The 22,764-nt window shown below is 47.6% G+C and carries 21 protein-coding genes; 18 read left to right on the forward strand and 3 right to left on the reverse strand.

Features of this window, described 5'->3' with window-relative positions; genetic code table 11:
- Nucleotides 1-159: 159 nt before the first annotated feature.
- Nucleotides 160-1,671, reverse strand: a complete 1,512-nt coding sequence (locus GCA01S_RS13785; protein WP_042410802.1) for a glycine betaine uptake BCCT transporter — start codon at nucleotides 1,669-1,671, stop codon at nucleotides 160-162.
- Nucleotides 1,672-1,899: 228 nt separating this feature from the next.
- On the opposite strand from GCA01S_RS13785, the gene GCA01S_RS13790 reads away from it, so the two are divergent.
- The 11 genes from GCA01S_RS13790 to GCA01S_RS13840 all read left to right on the forward strand — a co-directional run bounded on the left by GCA01S_RS13790 (nucleotide 1,900) and on the right by GCA01S_RS13840 (nucleotide 15,265).
- Complete coding sequence (locus GCA01S_RS13790; protein ID WP_042410829.1) at nucleotides 1,900-3,252, forward strand: MDR family MFS transporter; 1,353 nt, start codon at nucleotides 1,900-1,902, stop codon at nucleotides 3,250-3,252.
- A 105-nt stretch (nucleotides 3,253-3,357) separates the two neighbouring features.
- The gene (locus GCA01S_RS13795) at nucleotides 3,358-5,049 is read left to right on the forward strand and encodes a methyl-accepting chemotaxis protein (RefSeq protein WP_017435039.1); all 1,692 of its coding nucleotides are present in this window, start codon (nucleotides 3,358-3,360) and stop codon (nucleotides 5,047-5,049) included.
- A gap of 125 nt (nucleotides 5,050-5,174) precedes the next feature.
- The gene (gene miaA / locus GCA01S_RS13800; protein ID WP_017435038.1) at nucleotides 5,175-6,122 is read left to right on the forward strand and encodes a tRNA (adenosine(37)-N6)-dimethylallyltransferase MiaA; all 948 of its coding nucleotides are present in this window, start codon (nucleotides 5,175-5,177) and stop codon (nucleotides 6,120-6,122) included.
- Between the two features lie 33 nt (nucleotides 6,123-6,155).
- Nucleotides 6,156-6,380, forward strand: coding sequence for an RNA chaperone Hfq (gene hfq, locus GCA01S_RS13805; RefSeq protein WP_017435037.1), 225 nt, complete (start codon nucleotides 6,156-6,158; stop codon nucleotides 6,378-6,380).
- Nucleotides 6,381-6,624: 244 nt separating this feature from the next.
- Nucleotides 6,625-7,557, forward strand: a complete 933-nt coding sequence (spoVK, locus tag GCA01S_RS13810; protein ID WP_042410803.1) for a stage V sporulation protein K — start codon at nucleotides 6,625-6,627, stop codon at nucleotides 7,555-7,557.
- A 195-nt stretch (nucleotides 7,558-7,752) separates the two neighbouring features.
- Nucleotides 7,753-9,324: a fatty acid--CoA ligase gene (locus tag GCA01S_RS13815; RefSeq protein ID WP_042410804.1), complete on the forward strand. Its 1,572-nt coding sequence runs from the start codon at nucleotides 7,753-7,755 to the stop codon at nucleotides 9,322-9,324.
- Between the two features lie 3 nt (nucleotides 9,325-9,327).
- The gene (locus GCA01S_RS13820) at nucleotides 9,328-10,473 is read left to right on the forward strand and encodes an acyl-CoA dehydrogenase family protein (protein WP_042410806.1); all 1,146 of its coding nucleotides are present in this window, start codon (nucleotides 9,328-9,330) and stop codon (nucleotides 10,471-10,473) included.
- A 15-nt stretch (nucleotides 10,474-10,488) separates the two neighbouring features.
- A complete protein-coding gene (locus tag GCA01S_RS13825) occupies nucleotides 10,489-11,577 on the forward strand; it encodes a CaiB/BaiF CoA transferase family protein (RefSeq protein WP_042410808.1) in 1,089 nt (362 codons plus the stop codon).
- The gene (locus tag GCA01S_RS13830; protein ID WP_042410810.1) at nucleotides 11,574-13,193 is read left to right on the forward strand and encodes a long-chain fatty acid--CoA ligase; all 1,620 of its coding nucleotides are present in this window, start codon (nucleotides 11,574-11,576) and stop codon (nucleotides 13,191-13,193) included. Before GCA01S_RS13825 ends, GCA01S_RS13830 begins: the two co-directional genes overlap by 4 nt.
- A 53-nt stretch (nucleotides 13,194-13,246) precedes the next feature.
- The gene (locus GCA01S_RS13835) at nucleotides 13,247-14,098 is read left to right on the forward strand and encodes a 3-hydroxyacyl-CoA dehydrogenase family protein (protein WP_042410812.1); all 852 of its coding nucleotides are present in this window, start codon (nucleotides 13,247-13,249) and stop codon (nucleotides 14,096-14,098) included.
- Between the two features lie 18 nt (nucleotides 14,099-14,116).
- Nucleotides 14,117-15,265 carry a thiolase family protein gene (locus tag GCA01S_RS13840; protein ID WP_042410813.1) on the forward strand — a complete coding sequence of 383 codons (1,149 nt, stop codon included), beginning with the start codon at nucleotides 14,117-14,119 and terminating at the stop codon, nucleotides 15,263-15,265.
- Between the two features lie 18 nt (nucleotides 15,266-15,283).
- Here GCA01S_RS13840 and GCA01S_RS13845 read toward each other — a convergent pair whose 3' ends face one another.
- Entirely contained in the window at nucleotides 15,284-15,919 is a 636-nt protein-coding gene (locus GCA01S_RS13845) for a trimeric intracellular cation channel family protein (RefSeq protein WP_017435029.1), read from the reverse strand.
- A 166-nt stretch (nucleotides 15,920-16,085) separates the two neighbouring features.
- Between GCA01S_RS13845 and hflX the strand changes: the two genes are divergently transcribed.
- From hflX to glnA, 4 genes are all read left to right on the forward strand, one after another.
- Nucleotides 16,086-17,336 (forward strand): GTPase HflX, encoded by a 1,251-nt coding sequence (hflX, locus tag GCA01S_RS13850; RefSeq protein WP_017435028.1) that lies wholly within the window; start codon nucleotides 16,086-16,088, stop codon nucleotides 17,334-17,336.
- 13 nt (nucleotides 17,337-17,349) lie between these two features.
- On the forward strand, nucleotides 17,350-18,618 hold the full coding sequence (locus tag GCA01S_RS13855; protein WP_042410816.1) for a methionine gamma-lyase family protein: 1,269 nt from the start codon (nucleotides 17,350-17,352) through the stop codon (nucleotides 18,616-18,618).
- Nucleotides 18,619-18,693: 75 nt separating this feature from the next.
- Nucleotides 18,694-19,095, forward strand: a complete 402-nt coding sequence (locus GCA01S_RS13860) for a MerR family transcriptional regulator (protein ID WP_017435026.1) — start codon at nucleotides 18,694-18,696, stop codon at nucleotides 19,093-19,095.
- Between the two features lie 45 nt (nucleotides 19,096-19,140).
- On the forward strand, nucleotides 19,141-20,475 hold the full coding sequence (gene glnA, locus GCA01S_RS13865) for a type I glutamate--ammonia ligase (RefSeq protein WP_017435025.1): 1,335 nt from the start codon (nucleotides 19,141-19,143) through the stop codon (nucleotides 20,473-20,475).
- Nucleotides 20,476-20,567: 92 nt separating this feature from the next.
- On the opposite strand, the gene lexA is transcribed toward glnA, so the two are convergent.
- Nucleotides 20,568-21,191: a transcriptional repressor LexA gene (gene lexA / locus GCA01S_RS13870; protein ID WP_017435024.1), complete on the reverse strand. Its 624-nt coding sequence runs from the start codon at nucleotides 21,189-21,191 to the stop codon at nucleotides 20,568-20,570.
- A gap of 151 nt (nucleotides 21,192-21,342) precedes the next feature.
- Between lexA and yneA the strand changes: the two genes are divergently transcribed.
- From yneA to GCA01S_RS13885, 3 genes are all read left to right on the forward strand, one after another.
- A complete protein-coding gene (gene yneA / locus GCA01S_RS13875) occupies nucleotides 21,343-21,648 on the forward strand; it encodes a cell division suppressor protein YneA (RefSeq protein ID WP_017435023.1) in 306 nt (101 codons plus the stop codon).
- Nucleotides 21,649-21,670: 22 nt separating this feature from the next.
- Nucleotides 21,671-22,330 carry a YneB family resolvase-like protein gene (locus GCA01S_RS13880; protein WP_042410817.1) on the forward strand — a complete coding sequence of 220 codons (660 nt, stop codon included), beginning with the start codon at nucleotides 21,671-21,673 and terminating at the stop codon, nucleotides 22,328-22,330.
- Nucleotides 22,331-22,503: 173 nt separating this feature from the next.
- Nucleotides 22,504-22,734 carry a DUF896 domain-containing protein gene (locus tag GCA01S_RS13885; RefSeq protein WP_017435021.1) on the forward strand — a complete coding sequence of 77 codons (231 nt, stop codon included), beginning with the start codon at nucleotides 22,504-22,506 and terminating at the stop codon, nucleotides 22,732-22,734.
- Nucleotides 22,735-22,764 lie beyond the last annotated feature (30 nt).

Raw genomic sequence — 22,764 nt, forward strand, 5'->3', positions numbered from 1 at the left:
AATCCCAGCAGCACTGATGCTTATGTTCGTCTTTTTCATGACAAACGACCGGCTTGCATCGATGCATGCCGCACAGCAAGGCAAGGTGCAAGTCGGGAAGGAATAAGTATCTCGCAAAAGAAAAAGCGAATGCCGGCAATGCGCAGCATTCGCTTTTTTTTATATTCGTTTTTTGGCAATCGGTTCTTTTTGAAACGAACGAATTAATGAGATGACGATCAAAATCATAATGATCGCAAATGGAAATGCCGCAACAATCGATGCGGTTTGCAGCGCCTGTAAACCGCCTGTCCAAAGCAGGATCACGGCTGCGGCTGATTGCGCGATTCCCCAAATAAATTTGACGGAATTTGGCGGGTTCAACATCCCGTTTGTTGTTTGCATACCGAGAACGAACGTAGCCGAATCCGCTGACGTGACAAAGAACGTACAAATTAATAAAATCGCTAATCCCGATAAAATCGTGCCAAACGGAAATTGTTGCAGCATGAAAAACAATGCGGTTTCCATCCCTTTGTCATTCATGACATCGATGATGCTGATATGTTGAAACCGTTCTAAATATAACGCCGAGCCGCCAAAGACGGAAAACCATAAGGCACTAAATACGGTCGGAACGGCTAACACACCGATCATAAATTCACGTATAGTACGACCTCTTGAGATGCGGGCAATGAACGTTCCGACAAACGGTGCCCACGCGATCCACCATGCCCAATAAAAAATCGTCCACGATTTTGGCCAGTCGCTTTGCTCAAACGGTGTCAACCGAAAACTCATGGACGGCAAGTTTTGTAAATAAGTTCCAATCGTTGTAGTAAACACATCCATAATAAAGCTCGTTGGACCGACAAACAGCAAAAACAGCATAAGCCAAACCGCAAGAGCGATATTCGTGTCGCTCAATATTTTGATTCCTTTATTTAATCCCGTTTGCGCAGAAGTCATAAACAAAAATGTAACAACAATAATAATGATGAGTTGTGTTATAAAATTATTCGGTATGGCTGGAAATAAACGCGATAATCCTCCGCCAATCTGAATCGCTCCGAGCCCTAGTGAAGTAGCAACGCCAAATATCGTCGCATATACAGAAAGCGTATCAATGGTGATGCCGACAGCGCCATTCACTTTATCGCCAAATATTGGCCGCAATAGGCGGCTAATGACACCCGGTTCTTTTTTGCGAAATTGGAAATACGCAAGTGCCAGCGCAATTACACCGTAAATTGCCCACGGATGCAGCCCCCAATGGAAAAAGGCGTACCGCATCGCTAGGCGCGCCGCTTCCGGCGTTCCTCCTTCTCCGGCAGGCGGCGTATGGTAGTGAGAAATAGGTTCAGCCACCCCCCAAAACACTAACCCGATTCCCATACCGGCACTAAATAACATCGCAAACCATGTTGCGCTGCTATATTCCGGCTTCTCATCGTCCTCACCAAGACGAATATTGCCGTACTTCGAAAAGATTAAAAATAAACAAAAAACAAGAAATGTTGTCGCTGCCAATAAATAAAACCAGCCAAATCGATCAATTAAAAAGGAATGTACTGCCGTACTGACAGCGCCTAAGTTATAATCAGGCAGTTTACTTGCGGGTATTACTCCCCAAATAATAAATAAAATGACAATTATAATAGAAATGTAAAACACGGTCGATACTTTCCTCATCTTATCCCTCCTTGTAATCTTTGTTTAATGGGTGCCGATGAGGATCGTGTTAGCGTTTTCGGGTGTCGGAGAAGGAAAGAAAAAAGTTTTCCATTTCTATGGTAACGAAAAAATATAGAAATGGCAATGGATTTGCTTTGATATGGAAACAAGCATTTTTTTTGTAGGAAAACGATGATATCGTGTAAAATAAATTACTCATGGTAAATAAAAAGGGGGGTAGGCATGGTGAATAGCAGAATATCCGTAATGGCAAGCATTGTGCTAGCGATGCTCGTGGCATCGATGGATACGACGATCATGAATACGACGATGCCGATTATTGCGAAAGAACTCGGAGGGTTTTCTCTTTATGCTTGGGCGTTTGCTTCCTATATGATCACAACGACCGTTCTTTCTCCAATTGCAGGGAGACTTTCCGATATTTTTGGGAGAAAGAAAGTGTTTAGCTTCGGTATTATTTTATTTCTAATCGGTTCGCTTCTTTGTGGGATGTCGCAAAATATGGTCCAGCTTGTTGTATTCCGCGCGCTGCAAGGAATTGGCGCTGGCTTTATGATGCCGTTTCCGGCCATCATTGCCGGGGATTTATTTCCAATTGAAAAGCGCGGCAAAATTCAAGCGTTTTTTACGGCAATGTGGGGGATTTCCGCTGTTCTTGCGCCGCTGTTAGGATCGTTGTTTGTCGAATACGCATCATGGCGCTGGATTTTTTATATTAATATCCCGATTTGCTTGCTTTCGTTACTCACGCTATTGCCATATAAAGAAGTGTACGAACCGAAGCGAACATCGATTGACTATATCGGAGCGGTATTATTTGCGGCCGCAATCAGCCTGCTTCTATTGATGACGGTGGTCAAAAGCAACCAGTGGATGTATGGCGTCATTGGCGCTGTGTTATTAGTTGTTTTTTACTTATACGAAAAAAAGCAAACGTCTCCGCTTGTTCCATTGGCGCTTGTCCAGCATAAAACGCTAAAATGGATGAACATCAACGGATTTGTCAGCTGTGTCGCTTTATTTGGCACGTCTAGCTACATTCCGCTATTTTTGCAAAATATCGCGCATAAAACAGTATTTGTGAGCGGCCTCGCTCTTTTAGGCATGTCGATTGGCTGGATGATTGCGGCTGTGCCGGCGGGAAAATGGATTTTACGCTATGGGTATCGCATTTTATTGATTATCGGAAACGTTCTGCTTGTGCTTTCTGGACTATTGCTTGCACTTTTAAATGAAAGCCACGGATTTTTATATGTCTTTTTTGCCATGTTCATTCAAGGGCTATCGTTCGGATTGACGTCTACCGTCGGTATCATCGGCTCGCAGCAGCTGGCCGATGCGCATGAAAAAGGAATCGCTACTTCGTTTTTTATGTTTTGCCGCAACATCGGCACGGCAATTGGTGTAACGATTATGGGCGCCTTTTTAACGAAAGCAGCTGGATTTATGACAGGCATCCATCATCTCTTTTTATTTGGATTTATCGGTAGCATTGTGGCTCTACTAACATCGTTTCTCATTCGGGATGAATCCGAACAGGAAAAAAATAATTTGCTTCGTTCGGGAGAAATGGTCTAAATATTTGGCATTATATGCCGATAATAAAGAAGGGAAGGTCATTCCCTTCTCTTTTTTTTGCAGATGGAGTGCTACATGATGCGAATGAATGGGGGGATCCGAACGATGAAGATGACGGTCCGAAAAAAATTGTATGCAGTATTTGCCGTCGTATATATGCTGTTAATCGCTCTCGTTGGCATTGCTTATTACGAGATTTCCACTATTAATGCTAGTTATACGCACCTTTTAAATGACAAAGTTCCAAAACTTGTCAATGTCAAACAGTTAGAAATTTTGATCCGGCGCGAGCAGGGGAGCATGCGCGGCTATTTGCTTAGCGGCGATCAAACATCATTGACAAACTTTACGAAAGCGCACAATGAATATGAAAAGCTAAGCAATGAACTCGCGAAAACGTTGACAAAGACGGAAACAAAAAAGTTGCTCGCGCAGTTGGATGAGCTAGAACAGCAGTTTTACGAACTAGGGCAACAAATGTTTCAATTAAAAGAGGAAAATAATGTGGCGGCTTATACACAGTTAATGACAACGACAGGAAGGAATATTACTTCACAATTTGATGAAGTGGCACGGCAGCTGACGGAAATCCAGCAAACAGATATGAATCAGGCCAACAAGGATACCACGTCAGAAGCGGCATCTCTTAAAGTATGGATGATTATGATCGGAGTCATGGCGCTCGCTATCGGCAACATCATTACCATTTATATCAGCCGCATTCTTTCTCGCCCGCTCCTCACTCTTTCCGAAGCTGCAAAACGAATTGCCGATGGCGATTTGACTGGGGAGGAAATTGTGATTCATAACCGCGATGAAATCGGCGAACTGGCGGCGTCTTTTAACCAAATGGCGAAAAATTTGCGCGATGTATTAGAAAAAGTAGCGGTGAGTGCCGAACAAGTCGCAGCGTCTTCCGAACAATTGACGGCAAGTGCGGAACAGACGAGCAAGGCGACGGAACAAATTGCATTCACGATTCAAAATGTTGCTTCGGGTGTGGAAAAGCAAGTGCAAAGCGTAGAAAAAACAGCAGAGACGATCGATCAAATGTCCGAGGGAATTCAGAAAATTTCCGAACGTGCCCAAAACGTGTCGGCGATTGCGCTGCAAACGTCGGAAAAAGCATCAGAAGGTGGAAAGACAATTCAAACGGCTGTCGCGCAAATGAATACAGTAAATCATACGGTGGAGCGCCTTGCTGGGATTGTAAAAGGATTAGGAGACCGCTCCGAACAAATCGGCAAAATTATTGAAGTGATCAGTGGAATTGCGGAACAGACGAACCTTTTGGCGTTGAACGCGGCGATTGAAGCGGCGCGGGCGGGCGAACATGGACGAGGATTTGCTGTGGTGGCTGATGAAGTGCGAAAATTGGCCGAGCAATCGGCGCAATCAGCACGACAAATTGCTTCGTTAATTGCGACGATTCAAAAGGAAACAAACGAGGCTGTTCAATCGATGGAGACGGTGCTAAAAGAAGTGGAAACTGGTACCGGAGCCATCCGCATATCTGGAGAAGCTTTTCAACAAATCCAGACGGCTGTCCATGAAGTCGCGGCGCAAATTCAAGACGTTTCCGCTTCTGTTCAACAAATGTCAGCGGCTGCGGAACAAGTAGTACAGTCGATGCAGCTAGTGACGCAGATTGCTGAATCCGCCGCTTCGGGAACGCAAGAAGTGTCCGCAGCAACGGAAGAACAGCTCGCTTCCATGGAGGAAATTTCAGCTTCCGCTGCTTCCTTATCGAAAATGGCGGAAGACGTACAATCACTTTTAAAACGATTCAATATGTAGCGAACGTCCATGACGACGTTCGTTTTTTCATGTTTTTGCAACGAAAAATACATGCAAAATTTTTGTGTATTTGGATATAATAAATAAATGTACATATTGCTAAAAAGAAAGTAGTGGAGCTGCCGATGGGAGAGAAGCTTGTCGTCATCATTGGACCGACCGCCGTCGGGAAAACGAAATTAAGCATCGCTTTAGCAAAGCGGTTAAATGGGGAAATCATCAGCGGGGATTCGATGCAAATTTACAAAGGAATGGACGTCGGAACGGCAAAAATTAAACCGGAGGAGATGGAAGGGATTCCACATCATTTGCTTGACATTAAAGAACCGTGGGAATCGTTTTCCGTCGTGGAATTCCAGCAGCTTGCCCGCTCGCTTATTCATGAAATTTCCGCGCGCGGGCGCCTGCCGATGATCGTCGGCGGCACCGGGCTATATATTCAATCGGTCATTTATGATTACCAATTTTCTGCTGCTCCTTCCGATGAAGCATATCGCCGCCAGTTGCGAAAGATTGCCGAGGAGAAGGGAGAACAAGCATTGTATGAAAAATTGAAAGCCGTTGATCCGGAAAGCGCCGCACGCATTCATCCGCACAATATCCGCCGCGTCATCCGCGCACTGGAAATATATCATTGCACAGGCAAGACGATGACGGAATGGCAGCGCGGACAAACGAAACAACTTGTTTATGATGCCGCCATCGTCGGGCTGACGATGGAACGGGAACAATTGTACCGACGCATCAACGAACGGGTCGAGCAAATGCTTGCCGAAGGGCTGCTGGAAGAAGCGAAGGCATTATATGACCGCGGCATTCGCGATTGCCAATCTGTGCAGGCGATCGGCTATAAAGAACTGTATGACTATTTTGATGGGCGCGTTTCCTTAAAAGAAGCAATCGAACAGTTGAAGCAAAACTCACGCCGCTATGCGAAACGGCAGTTGACATGGTTTCGCAACCAAATGCCTGTTCAATGGTTCGATATGACTGATGTATCGAAGTTCGATGAGAAAACAGAGGAAATTTTTCAATACATAGCAGGAAAGCTTCAATTAGAAGCGAATATATAAAATTAGCTAGAGAGAAAAAGAGGAGGACGTTTTATGAAAAATTCCATTAACATTCAAGACCAGTTTTTAAATCAGTTGCGCAAAGATGGAACACAAGTCACCGTATATTTACTAAATGGCTTTCAGCTGCGCGGTTACGTCAAAGGGTTTGACAATTTTACCGTTTTGCTGGAAGTCCAAGGAAAGCAGCAGCTCATTTATAAACATGCGATTTCGACATTTGCCCCGGAAAAAAACATTCAGTTTGAAACAGAATAAATGCGTTTTATATAACGAATGGAAACCAAAAGTGCCCGTCTGAACAGGCGGGCACTTTTTTACGCGTAAAAATCGGTTATGCTGAATAAAATATACAAACTTGTATTCCTTGCCAAACTATGCTGCTTGCTTGTTTCTTTTACTTGGGCGATTGTCACGAATCGGCGGTGAAAGACGTATACTGATAAAGAACGAAGCGGTGAAAAAGGCAGCCACGAAAATGGTGAAGTGAGGTGACACCCCATTGTCGGAATTAACGATGAACAAGGCAAAAGGACAAATTAACATTGTTCTCAATTCGAAAAATATTAATCATCTAGTAAAAGAGGACCGACATGATTTCATTAATTATGAAGAGCATCAAGCGTTAAAAAATATTCAAAAAGAACTCGATCAGCTGATCGGGCTCGATCATGTAAAAAAAATCATTAAAGAAATTTACGCGTGGCTTTATATTAACAAAGTCCGCAAAGAAAACGGCTTAAAATCGAATAAACAAGCGCTCCATATGATTTTTAAAGGCAATCCTGGCACAGGAAAAACGACGGTGGCGCGGCTGTTAGGAAAATTGTTTTTTGAAATGAACGTGCTTTCCAAAGGGCATTTTATCGAAGCGGAACGAGCCGATTTAGTCGGTGAATATATCGGACATACTGCGAATAAAACGAGGGACTTAATCAAAAAAGCGCGCGGCGGGATTTTGTTTATTGATGAAGCATACTCGCTTGCCCGCGGCGGGGAAAAAGATTTCGGCAAAGAGGCGATTGATACGCTTGTTAAAGGAATGGAAGACTATTGCGATGATTTGGTTGTCATTTTGGCGGGCTATCCGAAAGAGATGGACTATTTTTTATCATTAAATCCAGGCTTGCCGTCCCGTTTTCCGTTAACGATCGAGTTTCCAGATTATACGGTCGATGAGCTGGTGAAAATTGCAAAACAGATGCTGCGTGAACGGGAATATGAGTTTACGCCGGAAGCGGAACGGAAATTATATGGCCATATTGAAGAAGTGCTTGAAACAAACCAGCGCGGCAAGTTCAGCAACGGACGCTACGTCCGCAACTTAATTGAAAAGGCAATCCGCAAACAGGCGGTGCGCCTTCTGCACGAAGGGAGATATGATAGAAAGGAACTGATGCTGATCCGCGACCGTGATCTCGTCATCAGTTCCTAAAAAGGAAGGGGAAATCCCTTTCTTTTTTTGTGCAACAGAAAGGATTTTGCGAGCATATGCCGAATAAATAAGCAAGGGGAAGCGGGAGCGGAATATTTTGAATAATTTGTATATTTTATCATTTTTGCATATTACCGTCCGCTCCTTGATATGTTATAGTAATGATACTTTAAAGGGATAAAGGGGGTATGGCGCTTGTACATGACGATCGGGGAAGTATTTTCCCAGACGGTGCGGAAATTTCCGAAAAAAGAAGCGGTCGTCGATATCATGAAAGGACGCCGCTATACGTATGAGCAATGGGAACAGGAAGTAAACCGCCTCGCCAACGCGCTGCTTGAAGCAGGAGTGCAAAAAGGAGACCGGGTATCCACCGTTTTGTACAATACGCTTGAACTTGGGACGGCGTTTTTCGCCTGTGCAAAAATCGGCGCCGTGTTCAACCCGATTAATTTTCGTTTGAAGTCAAAAGAAATCGCTTACATTCTTGAAGATGCGATGCCAAAAGTCGTCTTGTTCGAGAAGGCAGTGGAGCCGCAAATGACGGGCATTCATGGTCAATTCCCGCACATTTCGTTTTGGTACATTGACGACGATACACCATCATATGCTGCCAATTACCACGTGCTTGTCAGCAATGCGCAAGCAACCGCTCCTTCGATGGATGTATCAGAAAATGACATTTATGCGATGATGTACACCAGCGGCACGACCGGATGGCCAAAAGGGGTGATGCACCGTCATCGCGATATGATTGAACAGAGCATGATTTGCAATGCGGTCATGAGCATTCGCGATACGGACCGCGGGCTTGTCAGCGCTCCAATGTTTCATTGCGCGGAGCTGCATTGCTGCTTTTTGCCGCGCGTGCATGCCGGTGCGACGAATGTCATTCTTCATCATTTTGACCCGAAGCTTGTCTTAAAAACGATCGAGCAGGAACGCATTACGTTATTGTTTGCCGCGCCAACAATGTGGAATATGCTGTTGCAGGAAAATGTAAGCGATTACGATTTATCCTCGCTCCGTCTCGGATTGTACGGCGCCGCCCCGATGGCTCCGGTTCTTGTGAAAGAATGTCAAGAGAGGCTGGGCATCCAGCTTATTCAAGCGTACGGCATGACGGAAATGGGGCCGGCGGTGACGTTTTTGCTAGAAGATGAACAATTGACAAAAGCCGGTTCGGCCGGCCGCGCCTGCCTGAACCATGAAATTCGCGTCGTCAGGCCGCAGGAAGACGGTCCGTCCGATCCGGATGAAGTGCTGCCGCCAGGGGAAGTCGGCGAGATCATTATGCGTGGTCCGTGTATGATGGTCGGCTATTACAACCGCGAAGAAGCGACGGCAAAGGCGATGTATAAAGGATGGTATCATTCCGGCGACTTAGGCTATATCGATGAAGACGGCTACCTGTATGTCGCAGACCGCGTCGATGACATGATTATTAGCGGCGGCGAAAACGTCTACCCGCGCGAAGTGGAAGATGTGCTGTACGAACACCGCGGCGTGCTCGATGTCGCTGTTGTCGGCGAGCCGGATGAAAAGTGGGGCGAAAAAGTCGTGGCGTTTGTCGTCAAAAAAGACCCGGATGTTACCGCAGAGGAGCTGGAGCAATTTTGCAAAAACAGCGACCGCCTCGCTCCTTATAAACGGCCGCGCGCCTATTACTTTGTCGATACCCTTCCGCGCAATGCAAGCGGGAAAATTCAAAAATTTTTGCTTCGCAGACAAATGAAAAACGCGGCGAAAAGCGGAAAAGAGGGATGACCAATGACAGCTCGCTACTTACGCGAAGAGCATCACATTTTCCGGGACGCCTTTCGCAAGTTTTTGGAAAAAGAGGCATATCCATACTATGAAGAATGGGAGAAACGCGGGATCATCCCCCGCTCCTTTTGGGCGAAAATGGGCGAAAACGGCTTTCTTTGCCCATGGGTCGATGAACAGTACGGCGGCTTTAACGCCGATTTCGCCTATTCGGTCGTGATCAATGAAGAGTTAGAAAAAGTTGGATCTAGCATGGTCGGCATCGGCTTGCATAACGATATCGTCGTTCCATACCTTGCCTCTTACGGAACGGAAGAGCAAAAACGAAAGTGGCTGCCAAAATGCGTATCCGGTGAAATTATTACGGCGATCGCGATGACCGAGCCGGGAGCGGGATCGGACTTAGCCGGCATTTCAACAACGGCGGTCAAAGACGGTGATTACTATATCGTCAACGGGCAAAAAACATTTATTACCAACGGCATCCACGCCGATTTAATCATCGTTGCCTGCAAAACCGATCCGAATGCCAAACCGCCGCACCGGGGCATCAGCCTGCTTGTCGTCGAGCGCGATACACCAGGGTTTACGCGCGGCCGCAAGCTTGAAAAAGTCGGGCTGCGCGCGCAAGATACGGCCGAATTGTTTTTTAATGATGCGAAAGTGCCAAAAGAAAACTTGCTTGGTGAAGAAGGAAAAGGCTTTTACTACTTAATGGAAAAGCTCCAGCAAGAGCGGCTGGTGGTGGCAATCGCCGCACAGACGGCGGCGGAAGTGATGTTTGAGCTGACGAAGCAATATGTCATGCAGCGGTCGGCGTTTGGAAAACGCATTAGCGAGTTTCAAACCGTTCAATTCCGCCTTGCCGAAATGGCGACGGAAATTGCTCTCGGACGGACGTTTGTCGACCGTGTCATTGAAGAACATATGCAAGGAAAAAATGTCGTCACACACGTGTCGATGGCGAAATGGTGGATTACGGAAATGGCGAAGCGAGTCGCCGCCGAGAGCATGCAGCTGCACGGCGGCTACGGCTATATGGAAGAATACGAGATTGCCAGACGTTACCGCGACATTCCGGTCAGCGCGATTTATGCCGGAACGAATGAAATGATGAAAACCATCATTGCAAGAAACTTGGATTTATAGAAAGAAGGTGGCTTTGTGTTAAACGGAATTACAGTCATCGATTTTTCCCACTACCTGCCCGGCCCATTTGCCAGCCTTCGCCTTGCTGATTTAGGCGCTGAAGTCATTAAAATCGAACCGCCTGCCGGCGACAGACTGCGCTCGCTTGCCGATGAGTGCGTGTTTCACGCCAATAACGCAGGCAAAAAAAGCATCGCATTAAATTTAAAAAATGAACGGGATCTGCAAACAGCAAAAAGTCTGGTTTCTAAAGCCGATGTTCTTATCGAAAGCTTCCGCCCGGGGGTCATGGAGCGGCTCGGGCTAGGATATGACAATGTGCGCGAGTGGAATGACACAATCATTTACTGCTCGATCAGCGGCTTCGGCCAGCATAGCCGGTATGCGTCTTTCGGCAGCCACGATCTAAATTATATGGCGCTTACCGGCGTGTTGGCTCAGTTAAAAGATAGACAAGGCCGTCCTGTCCATCCGACGATTACGCTTGCCGATTTAATCGGGAGCATCCATGCTGCCGAACAAATTCTTGCCGCCTTGTTTTACCGCGAGCGGACCGGAAAAGGAACGTACATCGATCTGTCCTTAGTCGATGGCTTGCTGTCGATGATGGCCAACCATTTTGCCATAGAACATCAGACTGGTAGAAAAAACGGCATCACCGAGCTTGCCGGCACGATCGTGTCTTATCAGCTGTATGAGACGAAAGACGGCCGCTATGTCAGCCTCGCCGCCTTGGAAAGGAACTTTTGGGAAAACTTTTGCCGCGCCGTCGGCAAGCCGGAATGGATTGCGCATCATTATTCGCCGGCGGACGAAGCCAACCATGTTTATCAAGAAATCGTAAACCTGTTCCGGTCGAAAACGATGAAGGAGTGGCTGGAGTTTAGCCAAACGGTCGATTGCTGTCTTGCGCCCGTGCTCGAAACGGATGAGGCGAAAACAATGTTTGCGGATGACCGTTACCGCAAGATGATCCACATCACAGACGGGCGCATCGAAGTGGCTACCCGCTACGGGCCAAACACATTGCAAAAACGGAAAAGAGCGCCATTATTGAATGAACATGCGAATCCATTGCGAAATGAAGGAGTGATGAGGAAATGATGAAGACGCAATTGAATATTTCAACGATGTTAGAAAGAGCGGAAATGTTCTTTCCGACGAAACAAGTCGTTTCCCGCCTGAAGCACGGCATCGTCCGCCATACATATAAGGAAATTGGCGAACGGACAAGACGGCTTGCCAGCGTCTTGGCCGATTTCGGCGTTTCCGTCGGCGACCGCGTCGGAACTTTTGCCTGGAACCATCATCGCCATTTGGAAGCGTATTTTGCCATCCCGGGCATCGGCGCGGTGCTTCATACGATTAACATCCGTCTCTCGCCTCAGCATATCGCCTATATTATTAACCACGCCGACGACCGCGTGCTGCTTATTGATGATGATTTGCTTCCGGCAATTGAGGCAGTGAAAGACGAGATTCCGAACGTGCGCGCGTTTATCCTGATGACCGATAAAGAAGAGCTTCCAGAAACGAAGCTTTCCCCTGTCTATCATTATGAAAAACTATTGGAGCAAGGAGACCCGTCCTTCCCGTTTAAAAAAGATTTGGATGAATATCAGCCGGCGGGAATGTGCTATACGTCGGCGACAACGGGAAATCCAAAAGGCGTCGTATATACACACCGCAGCACCGTCTTGCATAGCATGGCGCTCGGGCTTGCCGATACGCACGGGCTTTGCGAGCACGATGTCGCGATGCCGGTCGTACCGATGTTCCACGTTAATGCATGGGGGATTCCGTTTGCCGCCACATGGTTCGGCGCGACGCTCGTCATGCCGGGGCCGGCGTTTACGCCTAAAGTACTGGCGCAATTAATCGAGTCGGAAAAAGTAACGATTACCGCCGGAGTGCCGACAATTTGGCTCGGCCTTCTGCAAGAGTTAGAGAAAGGCAATTACGATGTAAGCAGCTTGACGCGCGTCATTTGCGGCGGAGCGGCGGCTCCGAAAGGCATCATCCGCGCGTTTGAAGAGAAGTATCATATTCCGTTTATTCACGCCTACGGCATGACCGAGACAAGCCCGCTCGTATTAGTATCGCGCCTGAAAAGCTATCAGCAAGATCTGCCGTATGAAGAAAAGCTCGAATTCCGTGCGAAGCAGGGCATTCTCGTCCCAGGCCTGGAAATGAAAATCGTCGGCAAAGAAGGCGAAGTAAACTGGGACGGAAAAGAAATGGGCGAACTATGTTTGCGCGGCCCTTGGATTGCCGGTGAATATTACAATGACGAGCGGACAAAAGAAGCGTTTCGTGACGGCTGGCTGCACACGGGCGATGTTGTCACCGTTGATGAGGAAGGGTTTGTGAAAATTGTTGACCGGACAAAAGATGTGATCAAAAGCGGCGGGGAATGGATTTCTTCCGTTGATTTGGAAAACGCGCTCATGGCTCATGAAGCGGTGTTCGAAGCGGCGGTCGTCGCCGTTCCGCATCCGAAATGGCAGGAGCGCCCGATTGCCTGCGTCGTGCTGAAAGAAGGAAAAACAGTCACGAAAGAAGAGCTGTATGACTTTTTGCGGCCGCAGTTTACGAAATGGTGGCTGCCGGACGATATCGTCTTTATGAAAGAAATACCGAAAACGAGCGTCGGAAAATTTTTAAAACGAAAACTGCGTGAAGAGCTGCAAAACTATTATTCTAGTACGAATGCTCAATAACAATAATGTGCTATAAACGAGCGATAGACTTGACTTTGAATGGGGGAGATGTTATGGCAAAGACGATTGCTGTTGTTGGAGCTGGATTAATGGGAAGCGGCATCGCCCAGTCGCTCGCGATGGCGGGCAAAGAGGTCCGTTTATATGATATTTCCGAGGCGGCCCTTGACAAAGGGCTTGCTTCGATACAAAAAAGCCTTTCCCGGTTTATAAAAGCGGGAAAATTATCGGAACAGGATGCAAAGCAAACGCTGCAGCGCATTCGTACCGCTACCGGTTTGCAAGAAGCGGTGCAAGACGTGGATGTCGTCATTGAAGCGGTGCCGGAAGATTTAACGTTAAAGAAAGATGTTTTTCAACAGTTAGACCGTTATACGAAACAGGAAGCGATTTTGGCGACGAACACGTCCGAGCTAAGCGTTACGGCGCTTGCTGCGGCGACGGCAAGGCCGGATAAAGTGATCGGCATGCATTGGTTTAACCCTGCGCCGGTAATGAAGCTCATTGAAATCGTCAAAGGCGAGACGACATCCGATGATACGGTGGCGGCGATTCAGCGCCTGTCCGAAGAAATTGGCAAAGAAACGGTCATCGTCAAAGACCGGCAAGGATTTGTCACGACAAGGGCGATTGCCGCGCATATGATCGAATGCATCCGCATGTATGAGGAAGGGATCGCTTCTGCTGAAGATATCGACAAAGCGGTCCGCCTCGGTTTGAATTATCCGATGGGGCCGTTAGAGCTTGCTGATATGGTCGGACTGGATACGATGCTGTTTGTCAGCGAAAACTTAACGGAAGCATACGGGGACCGTTTCCGGGCACCGCAGCTGCTGCGCAAGCTAGTTGAAGCAGGATATTTAGGAAGGAAAACAGGAAGAGGGTTTTATACGTACAATGAATAGACGCAAGGGGGAAAGACGATGAGAGAAGTGGTGATTGTCGAAGCGGTGCGCACGCCGGTCGGCAAACGCAACGGCGTGTTCCGCAACGTCCATCCTGTCCATTTAGCGGCGACGGTACTCGATGAAGTAGTGAAAAGAGCAGGAGTAGAAAAACGGTTAGTCGAAGACATCGTCATGGGCTGTGTGACGCCGATTGCCGAGCAAGGCTACAACATCGGCCGGCTCGCTGCGCTCGAGGCAGGATTTCCCGTCGAAGTGCCGGCGGTGCAAATCAATCGGATGTGCGGATCAGGACAGCAGGCCATTCATTTCGCTGCTCAGGAAATTCGCTCGGGCGACATGGACATTACGATTGCCGCCGGAGTCGAAAGCATGACGAAGGTGCCGATTTTAAGCGACGGCAACGAACATACGATTCCGCCATCGCTCCATGAAAAATACGAATTTGTCCATCAGGGCGTTTCCGCCGAGCTAATCGCGGAAAAGTATGGTTTAACGCGCGAACAGCTTGACGCCTACGCGTACGAAAGCCATCAGCGCGCTCTTCGCGCCCAGCAGGATGGAATATTTGACAAAGAAATCGTGCCGGTAAAAGGACTCGATAAGGAAGGAAACGAAATCATCGTCACCAAAGATGAAGGGCCGCGTCCGGATACATCCCCGGAAGCGCTTGCTTCCTTGAAGCCCGTTTTCCGGGAAAACGGCAAAATTACCGCCGGCAATGCGAGCCAAATGAGTGACGGAGCGGCAGCGGTGTTATTGATGGAAAAGGAGGTGGCTCAAAAGCTTGGTGTAACGCCAAAAGCGCGCATCGTCGTGCAGACGGTCGTCGGCTCCGACCCGACCTATATGCTTGACGGCGTGATTCCGGCGACAAAAAAGGTGCTTGAAAAGGCAGGATTAACGATTGAGGATATCGATTTAATTGAAATTAACGAAGCATTTGCCCCTGTTGTATTGGCATGGCAAAAAGAAATCGGCGCGCCGCTCTCTAAAGTAAACGTCAATGGCGGCGCCATTGCGCTCGGCCATCCGCTAGGGGCGACAGGGGCAAAATTAATGACTTCGCTCGTTTACGAACTGGCGCGGCGCAATGGCCGATATGGGCTGTTGACGATTTGCATCGGCCATGGGATGGCGACGGCGACGATTATCGAACGACTGTAACGAAAAAACCGGCGTGCATCATACGCCGGTTTTTTGAGGTTGATCGACAGCCTGATTCCTTAGCGAACGGTGCGGCAGTTGCCAATGGTACGTATACGATAAAATCCTTAATAGCGCGACGACAACAAACAATAGATAAAGCTCAAAAGGGGTGGACGCCAATTTTGTGCCAACCGCGATGCCGGCGACAATCGCCCATACCGCATAGATTTCCGCGCGCAGCACAAGCGGCTTTCGGCCGGCAAGAATGTCGCGGACAATGCCGCCGCCGCTTCCGGTCAGCACGGCGGCAACAATGACCGCACTTAACGGGTGATTCATTTTAACAGCGTACAGCGCGCCTTGAATGGCAAATGCGGAAAGGCCGAGCGCATCAAAAAAGTTTCCCCACCGTTTCCAATGGGGCAATGTTTTTTGCGGAAATAAATAAACGACTGTCATGGCGATCAAGGCGATGACAAATAAAAATCCTTGTTCCCATAAAGCAGAGACGGGAACGCCGATGAGCAAATTGCGGATCGCGCCGCCGCCAAACGCGGTGACAATGCCTAAAATATAAACGCCAAGTATATCATATTCTTCTTCCATCGCAACAATCGCGCCGCTGATCGCAAACGCAATCGTGCCGATGATGCTTAACACTTCCCATGTCATCTATGCATCCCTTTCCTTCCTGTCATACGGTAACATTGTATGGCGAAGGGAGCGGAAAATCAATAGCTGGAACAAGAATGTTTGCTGCAAAGGCCGTAGCGATTTTGCCGCAGATTTGCTATGATGGAGACAGACTCAGTCATGCTGCTGGAAAGAAGGTGCCTAATTGAGCGAACGGGAGAAAGCGATTTTAGTCGGATGCCAGCTTCCTCATATCGATGATGAGCGGTTTTTTTATTCGATGGAAGAATTGGCATCGCTCGTGCATACGGCAAACGGAGAAGTGGTTGCGACGGTGACGCAGAAACGGGAAGCGATCCATCCGGCCACCTATATCGGAAAAGGAAAAGTAGAAGAACTTGTACATCTTGTCGAGCAAACGGAAGCGGATCTCGTTATTTTTAACGATGAACTGTCGCCAAGCCAAAACCGCAACTTGGCGAGACAGCTGGCGGTGCGCATTATTGACCGGACCCAGCTTATTTTAGATATATTCGCCCAGCGCGCCCGGTCGAAAGAAGGAAAACTGCAAGTAGAGCTGGCGCAATTGCAATATTTATTGCCGCGTTTAGGCGGACAAGGGACAGCGTTGTCCCGCCTTGGCGGCGGAATCGGCACGAGGGGGCCGGGGGAAACGAAGCTAGAAACGGATCGCCGCCATATTTACCGGCGCATCGATGAGATTAAAACACAATTGAAACTGGTAGCCGAACATCGCGAGCGCTATCGGGAGCGCCGCAAAAAAAATCGCGCTTTTCAAATTTCTCTTGTCGGTTATACGAACGCAGGAAAATCAACGTTGTTTAATCGTTTGACCGCTGCCGATTCGTTCGAAGAAAATTTATTGTTTGCCACCCTTGATCCGCTGACGCGCAGGCTCATTCTTCCGAGCGGCTATACGGTGCTCTTAACCGATACGGTCGGTTTTATTCAAGATTTGCCGACGACGTTAGTCGCGGCGTTTCGTTCGACGCTGGAAGAAGTAAAAGAAGCGGATCTAATTTTGCATATCGTTGATTCCTCCAACCCGGATTATTATCATCATGAACAGACGGTTTACGATCTGCTCGATGAGCTTGGTGTGGCGTCTATTCCTATTGTGACTATTTATAATAAGCAGGATATTCGCCATCCTCATTTTGTGCCAAGCACGGAAACGGAAGCGATGATGGTGAGCGCATTTTGTGCCGATGATATTCGGCGCCTGCGGCAGTTTATCGAAGAGATGGTCAAGAAACAGATGGTCGGCTATTACGTATCGATCCCGGATGATGAAGGAAAATTGCTGGCTCAGTTGAAATCAGAAACGATTTTGCACGAATTGCACTATAATGAAGAAAGCGGCATGTATGAATGCAAAGGGTATGTCATGCCAAAACATCCGCTATACGGACAGTTGCGTCAATTTCAAAAATAGAAAGGGTCATCGTATGTTTACACAGCTGCGACATGGAGAAAAAATTGCTGCACTAGTAAAAGAAGTGGAAGCGCAAATTGCTCCGATTCATCAAAAAATTGACGAACGCATTGATGTGAATCAATATCGCGTGTTAGACAGCTTTCGCCGCCATCAAGTCAGCGACAGCCATTTTATTCCGTCTACCGGATATGGTTATGATGACATCGGCCGCGATACACTGGGACAAATTTATGCCGATGTATTCGGCGGCGAAGCAGGCATTGTCCGCCCGCAAATCATCTCTGGGACGCATGCGATTACAATCGCATTATTTGGCATTTTGCGTCCGGGAGATGAGTTATTGTACATTACTGGAAACCCATATGATACGCTCGAAGAAATCATCGGCATCCGTGGCAGCGGCAGCGGCTCGCTAAAAGAATTTCAGATCAGTTACCAAAGCGTGCCGCTCACCCCGGAAGGGAAGGTGGATTTCGCTGCCGTCAAAGCGGCCATCCATGAGCGGACGAAAATGATCGGCATTCAGCGTTCAAGAGGCTATGCGACAAGACCATCCTTTACGATTGAAGAAATTCGCGAAATGATTTCTTTTGTCAAAACCGTGAAGCCCGATGTCGTCGTTTTCGTTGACAATTGCTACGGAGAATTTGTCGAGGAAAAAGAACCGTGCCATGTCGGCGCCGATTTAATCGCCGGCTCTCTCATTAAAAATCCCGGCGGGGGGCTTGCGAAAACAGGTGGTTATATTGTCGGGAAAAAACAATATGTAGAGGCCTGTTCGTACCGCATGACTTCACCGGGGATCGGTGCGGAGGCGGGACCGGCGTTATATAGCCTGCATGAAATGTATCAAGGCTTTTTCCTAGCGCCGCATATCGTCGGCCAGGCGCTAAAAGGGGCGGTTTTCACGGCTGCGATGTTAGAACGGATCGGTCTAAACACGGATCCTTCCTGGAATGCGGAGCGCACCGATTTAGTGCAATCTGTCCAGTTTGACGATCCAGAGCAAATGATCGCTTTTTGCCAGGCGATTCAATTTTCCTCTCCGGTTAATGCCCACTTCACCCCGTACCCAAGCTATATGCCTGGCTACGAGGATGATGTGATTATGGCAGCAGGAACCTTTGTCCAAGGAGCGAGCATTGAATTAACGGCGGACGGGCCGATCCGCCCGCCGTATGTGGCTTACGTACAAGGAGGATTAACGTATTCCCATGTAAAAATCGCGATTTGTTCGGCGATTGACCAATTAATCGAAAAGCAATTAATTCGTTTGTAAGAAAATCTAACATTTTGTTGACACATTTTCTGACAGGTTGTAAAATGAAACTATCATAAGCGAGGAGGAATTGGCATGAATAGCAACATCCGTCGTTCCATGCCATTGTTTCCGATTGGGATTGTGATGCAATTGACCGAATTGTCCGCCCGCCAAATCCGTTATTATGAAGAGCATGGCCTCGTTTCTCCAGCACGAACCGAGGGAAACCGCCGCTTGTTTTCCCTCAACGATATCGATCGCCTTCTTGAAATCAAAGATTTGATTGATCAAGGAGTCAACTTGGCCGGCATTAAGCAAATTTTTGCGTCGCGGCAGGCCGATCGCAAAGAGCAGCCAGAAAAAGTGGAAAAAGTCGTGAAACAGAAACTATCGGACGAGGAGCTGCGCGAAATTTTGCGAACGGAGCTGCTGCAGGCGGGGCGTTTCCAACGTGCATCACTTCGCCAAGGAGATCTCGCTCGCTTCTTTCATTAATGATCGTTGGCAGTAAAAAATTGGGAGCCGGGGAGGAGTTTCAAAATGGCAAAATACACAAGAGAAGACATTATGCGCATCGTCAAGGAAGAAAACGTCAAGTATATCCGCCTGCAATTTACCGATATTCTTGGCACGATTAAAAACGTCGAAATTCCAATCAGCCAGCTAGAGAAAGCGCTAGACAATAAAATGATGTTCGATGGTTCTTCGATTGAAGGATTTGTCCGCATCGAAGAATCGGATATGTATTTATACCCTGATTTGGATACGTTTGTCATTTTCCCGTGGACGGCGGAAAAAGGAAAAGTAGCCCGCTTTATTTGCGACATTTATAATGCAGACGGCACACCGTTTGAAGGATGTCCGCGCTATAACTTAAAGCGGGTGTTAAAAGAAATGGAAGCGCTCGGCTTTACTTCGTTCAACCTGGGCGCGGAGCCGGAGTTTTTCCTATTTAAATTAGATGAAAATGGGCGCCCTACGTTGGAATTAAATGACCAAGGCGGCTATTTCGATTTAGCGCCGACGGACTTAGGGGAAAACTGCCGGCGCGATATCGTGCTTGAGCTTGAGGAAATGGGATTTGAAATTGAAGCTTCCCACCATGAAGTGGCGCCTGGCCAGCATGAAATTGATTTCAAATACGCCCATGCGGTGAAAGCGTGCGACGACATTCAAACATTTAAGCTCGTTGTCAAAACGATCGCCCGTAAACACGGCCTTCACGCCACATTTATGCCAAAACCGATCTTCGGCATTAACGGGTCTGGGATGCATTGCAATCTATCCTTGTTTAGAAATAATGAAAATGCGTTTTTTGATCCAAATGCGGATTTGCAATTAAGCGAAACAGCGCTGCAATTTATTGCCGGCGTGCTGAAACACGCACCAAACTTTACGGCGGTAACGAACCCGACTGTCAACTCCTACAAACGTCTCGTTCCTGGCTATGAAGCGCCATGTTATGTAGCCTGGTCCGCCCGCAACCGCAGCCCGCTCATCCGCATCCCAGCTTCACGCGGCATGAGCACGCGCATTGAGGTGCGCAGCGTCGACCCGGCAGCCAATCCGTATTTGGCGATGGCCGTATTATTAGCAGCGGGCTTAGATGGAATCAAAAACAAGCTGACTCCACCGGCTCCGGTCGACCGCAACATTTACGTCATGACGAAAGAAGAGCGCTTAGAAGAAGGAATCGTCGACCTGCCAGCGACATTGGCGGAAGCGCTCGAAAACTTAAAGTCGGATGAAGTCATTGTGCAAGCGCTCGGAAAACATTTATTCGAACATTTCGTCGAAGCGAAAGAAATCGAATGGGATATGTTCCGCACCGCGGTCCATCAGTGGGAACGCGATCAATATATGGAACTGTATTAAAAACGAAGAGGCTGTCTCATGCGGATGAGACAGCCTTTTTATCATGCGTTCAAGCAGAGAACTCTCCATCTGGCTTCGTTTTCTATTCTATTTCAATGAATAATGCGATAGACGCCGATCACTTTGCCGAGAATGGTGCAATTGCGGACGATAATTGGCTCTAAATTCGAATTTTCCGGCTGCAGGCGAATATGGTCTTTTTCTTTAAAAAAGCGCTTGACGGTTGCCTCATTGTCCTCGGTCATCGCCACGACGATATCCCCATTATCGGCGGAAGACTGCTGGCGCACAATCACGTAGTCGCCATCCAAAATCCCGGCCTCAATCATGCTGTCGCCCATCACTTCCAGCATAAAAACTTGATCTTCTGCAGAAACGAGCCGTTTTGGCAGCGGAAAATAATCTTCGATGTTTTCAATCGCGGTAATTGGCTGTCCGGCCGTCACTTTTCCGATCATAGGCACAGAGACGACATCTTCTTTTTCCTTCGACGCGGTGAAATCGGGATCCAATATTTCAATCGCGCGCGGTTTCGTTGGGTCGCGGCGAATATATCCTTTGCTTTCGAGCCGCGCTAGATGCCCATGGACGGTAGAGCTCGAAGCAAGTCCGACCGCTTCGCCAATTTCCCGGACAGAAGGAGGATATCCTTTTGTTTTTACCTCTTTTTTAATGAAATCTAAAATTTGCTGCTGCCGTTTTGATAGTTTCGTCATCCTATACACCTCTTGCCACATCATTTGCTTACATTATAACACGGTGATAGGGAAAAAACAAACATAAGTTCGAGATTTATATTGACACAAACAAATGTTCTTTATTATAATGAGAACAAAACCGAACAAACATTCTCAAGAGGTGGGAAATATGAAGCGGATGATGGTGCATTATCTCCTCTTTTCTTCGTTGCTGTTTATGGTGATTGGGGCGCTGTTTTACGCAAACAAACCGGTGGAAAAAGATCAATATATGGAAATCACCGTTGCTTCTGGAGACACGCTTTGGAAACTGGCGAAAGAATATGAAGATCAACATCGGCTTTCCACCGAGGAATTCATCAACTGGGTTGTCGACGTTAACCACCTATCCGGCCAGCGGATTATTGCCGGTGAAAAAATTGTCATTCCTGTGTTAAAATCAGAGGAAGATAGACAGCTGGCTGTCAACCAATAATATGAAAAGAGGATGGTATCGCATGAAAGCGATTATTTACTGCCGCGTCAGCACCGAAAAAGAAGAGCAGGAAACGTCGCTCGAACGGCAGAAGGAAGAGCTTGAACAGCTTGCGAAGAAGCACGGCTTTGAAGTAGCGAAAGTGATTATGGAGCAGGCGAGCGGCTATGAAGTGGACAGAGAAGGCGTGTTTGAGCTGTTTTCAGCATTAAAAGAACAAGAGATTGATGCCCTTTTAGTTCAAGATGAAACAAGGCTGGGGCGCGGCCATGCGCGAATAGCCCTGCTTCATTGCATCCAAAAAGAAGGGGTAAAAATATATACCATCGCCCATAACGGTGAAATGCAGCTGTCGGAAGCGGATGAGATGGTGCTGAACATTATTAGCATTGTTGAAGAATATCAACGGAAAATACATAATTTAAAAATTAAGCGCGGGATGAAGCGGGCGGTGGAGCGAGGCTACCGTCCCGAACGAAATTTAAAACATATGGGGGAAAACGCCGGACGGGAACGAATAGAGCTTCCTGTCGAAGAAATCGTCCGCTTGCGCCACAGCGGTTTGACGTTTGCCGAAATCGCCGCCACGTTGCGCGGCTTTGGCTATCACGTATCAAAAGCGACCGTCCATCGCCGCTATCGGGAATATGTCGATGAGCATGCTTCGCCGCATAAAAGATAGCTTTGCCCTGTTGCGGGCGGAACGATATATGCGGCTATTACCTCTTTCATTTTGCCATATAGTGCAGGCGCCTTTTGCAGCTTGCGGACGAAAAAGCAGGACCGTTGCAATTTTTCTTTTTGTCCTATAAGATGGGAGCGTAACAACAATAGGAAACGTAGGTGGAGGCAGTCATGTTATCGAAACAAAAAATCGCACGAATTAATGAATTGGCGAAAAAGGCAAAAACGGCTGGTTTGACGGCAGACGAAGCGTTGGAACAGCAGCAGCTTCGCCAAGAATATATTCAGGTGTTTCGTGAAACGATGGTTCATATGCTTCATTCGGTCACGGTCATCGACCCTAACGGCAATGATGTCACGCCGAAAAAGTTAAAAGAAAGCCAAAAGAAGCGGATGAATTAATATTGTTGGAAAAAGAAAGCATGCTATAAA

It is taken from the genome of Parageobacillus caldoxylosilyticus NBRC 107762 (assembly GCF_000632715.1).
Lineage (GTDB): Bacteria > Bacillota > Bacilli > Bacillales > Anoxybacillaceae > Saccharococcus > Saccharococcus caldoxylosilyticus.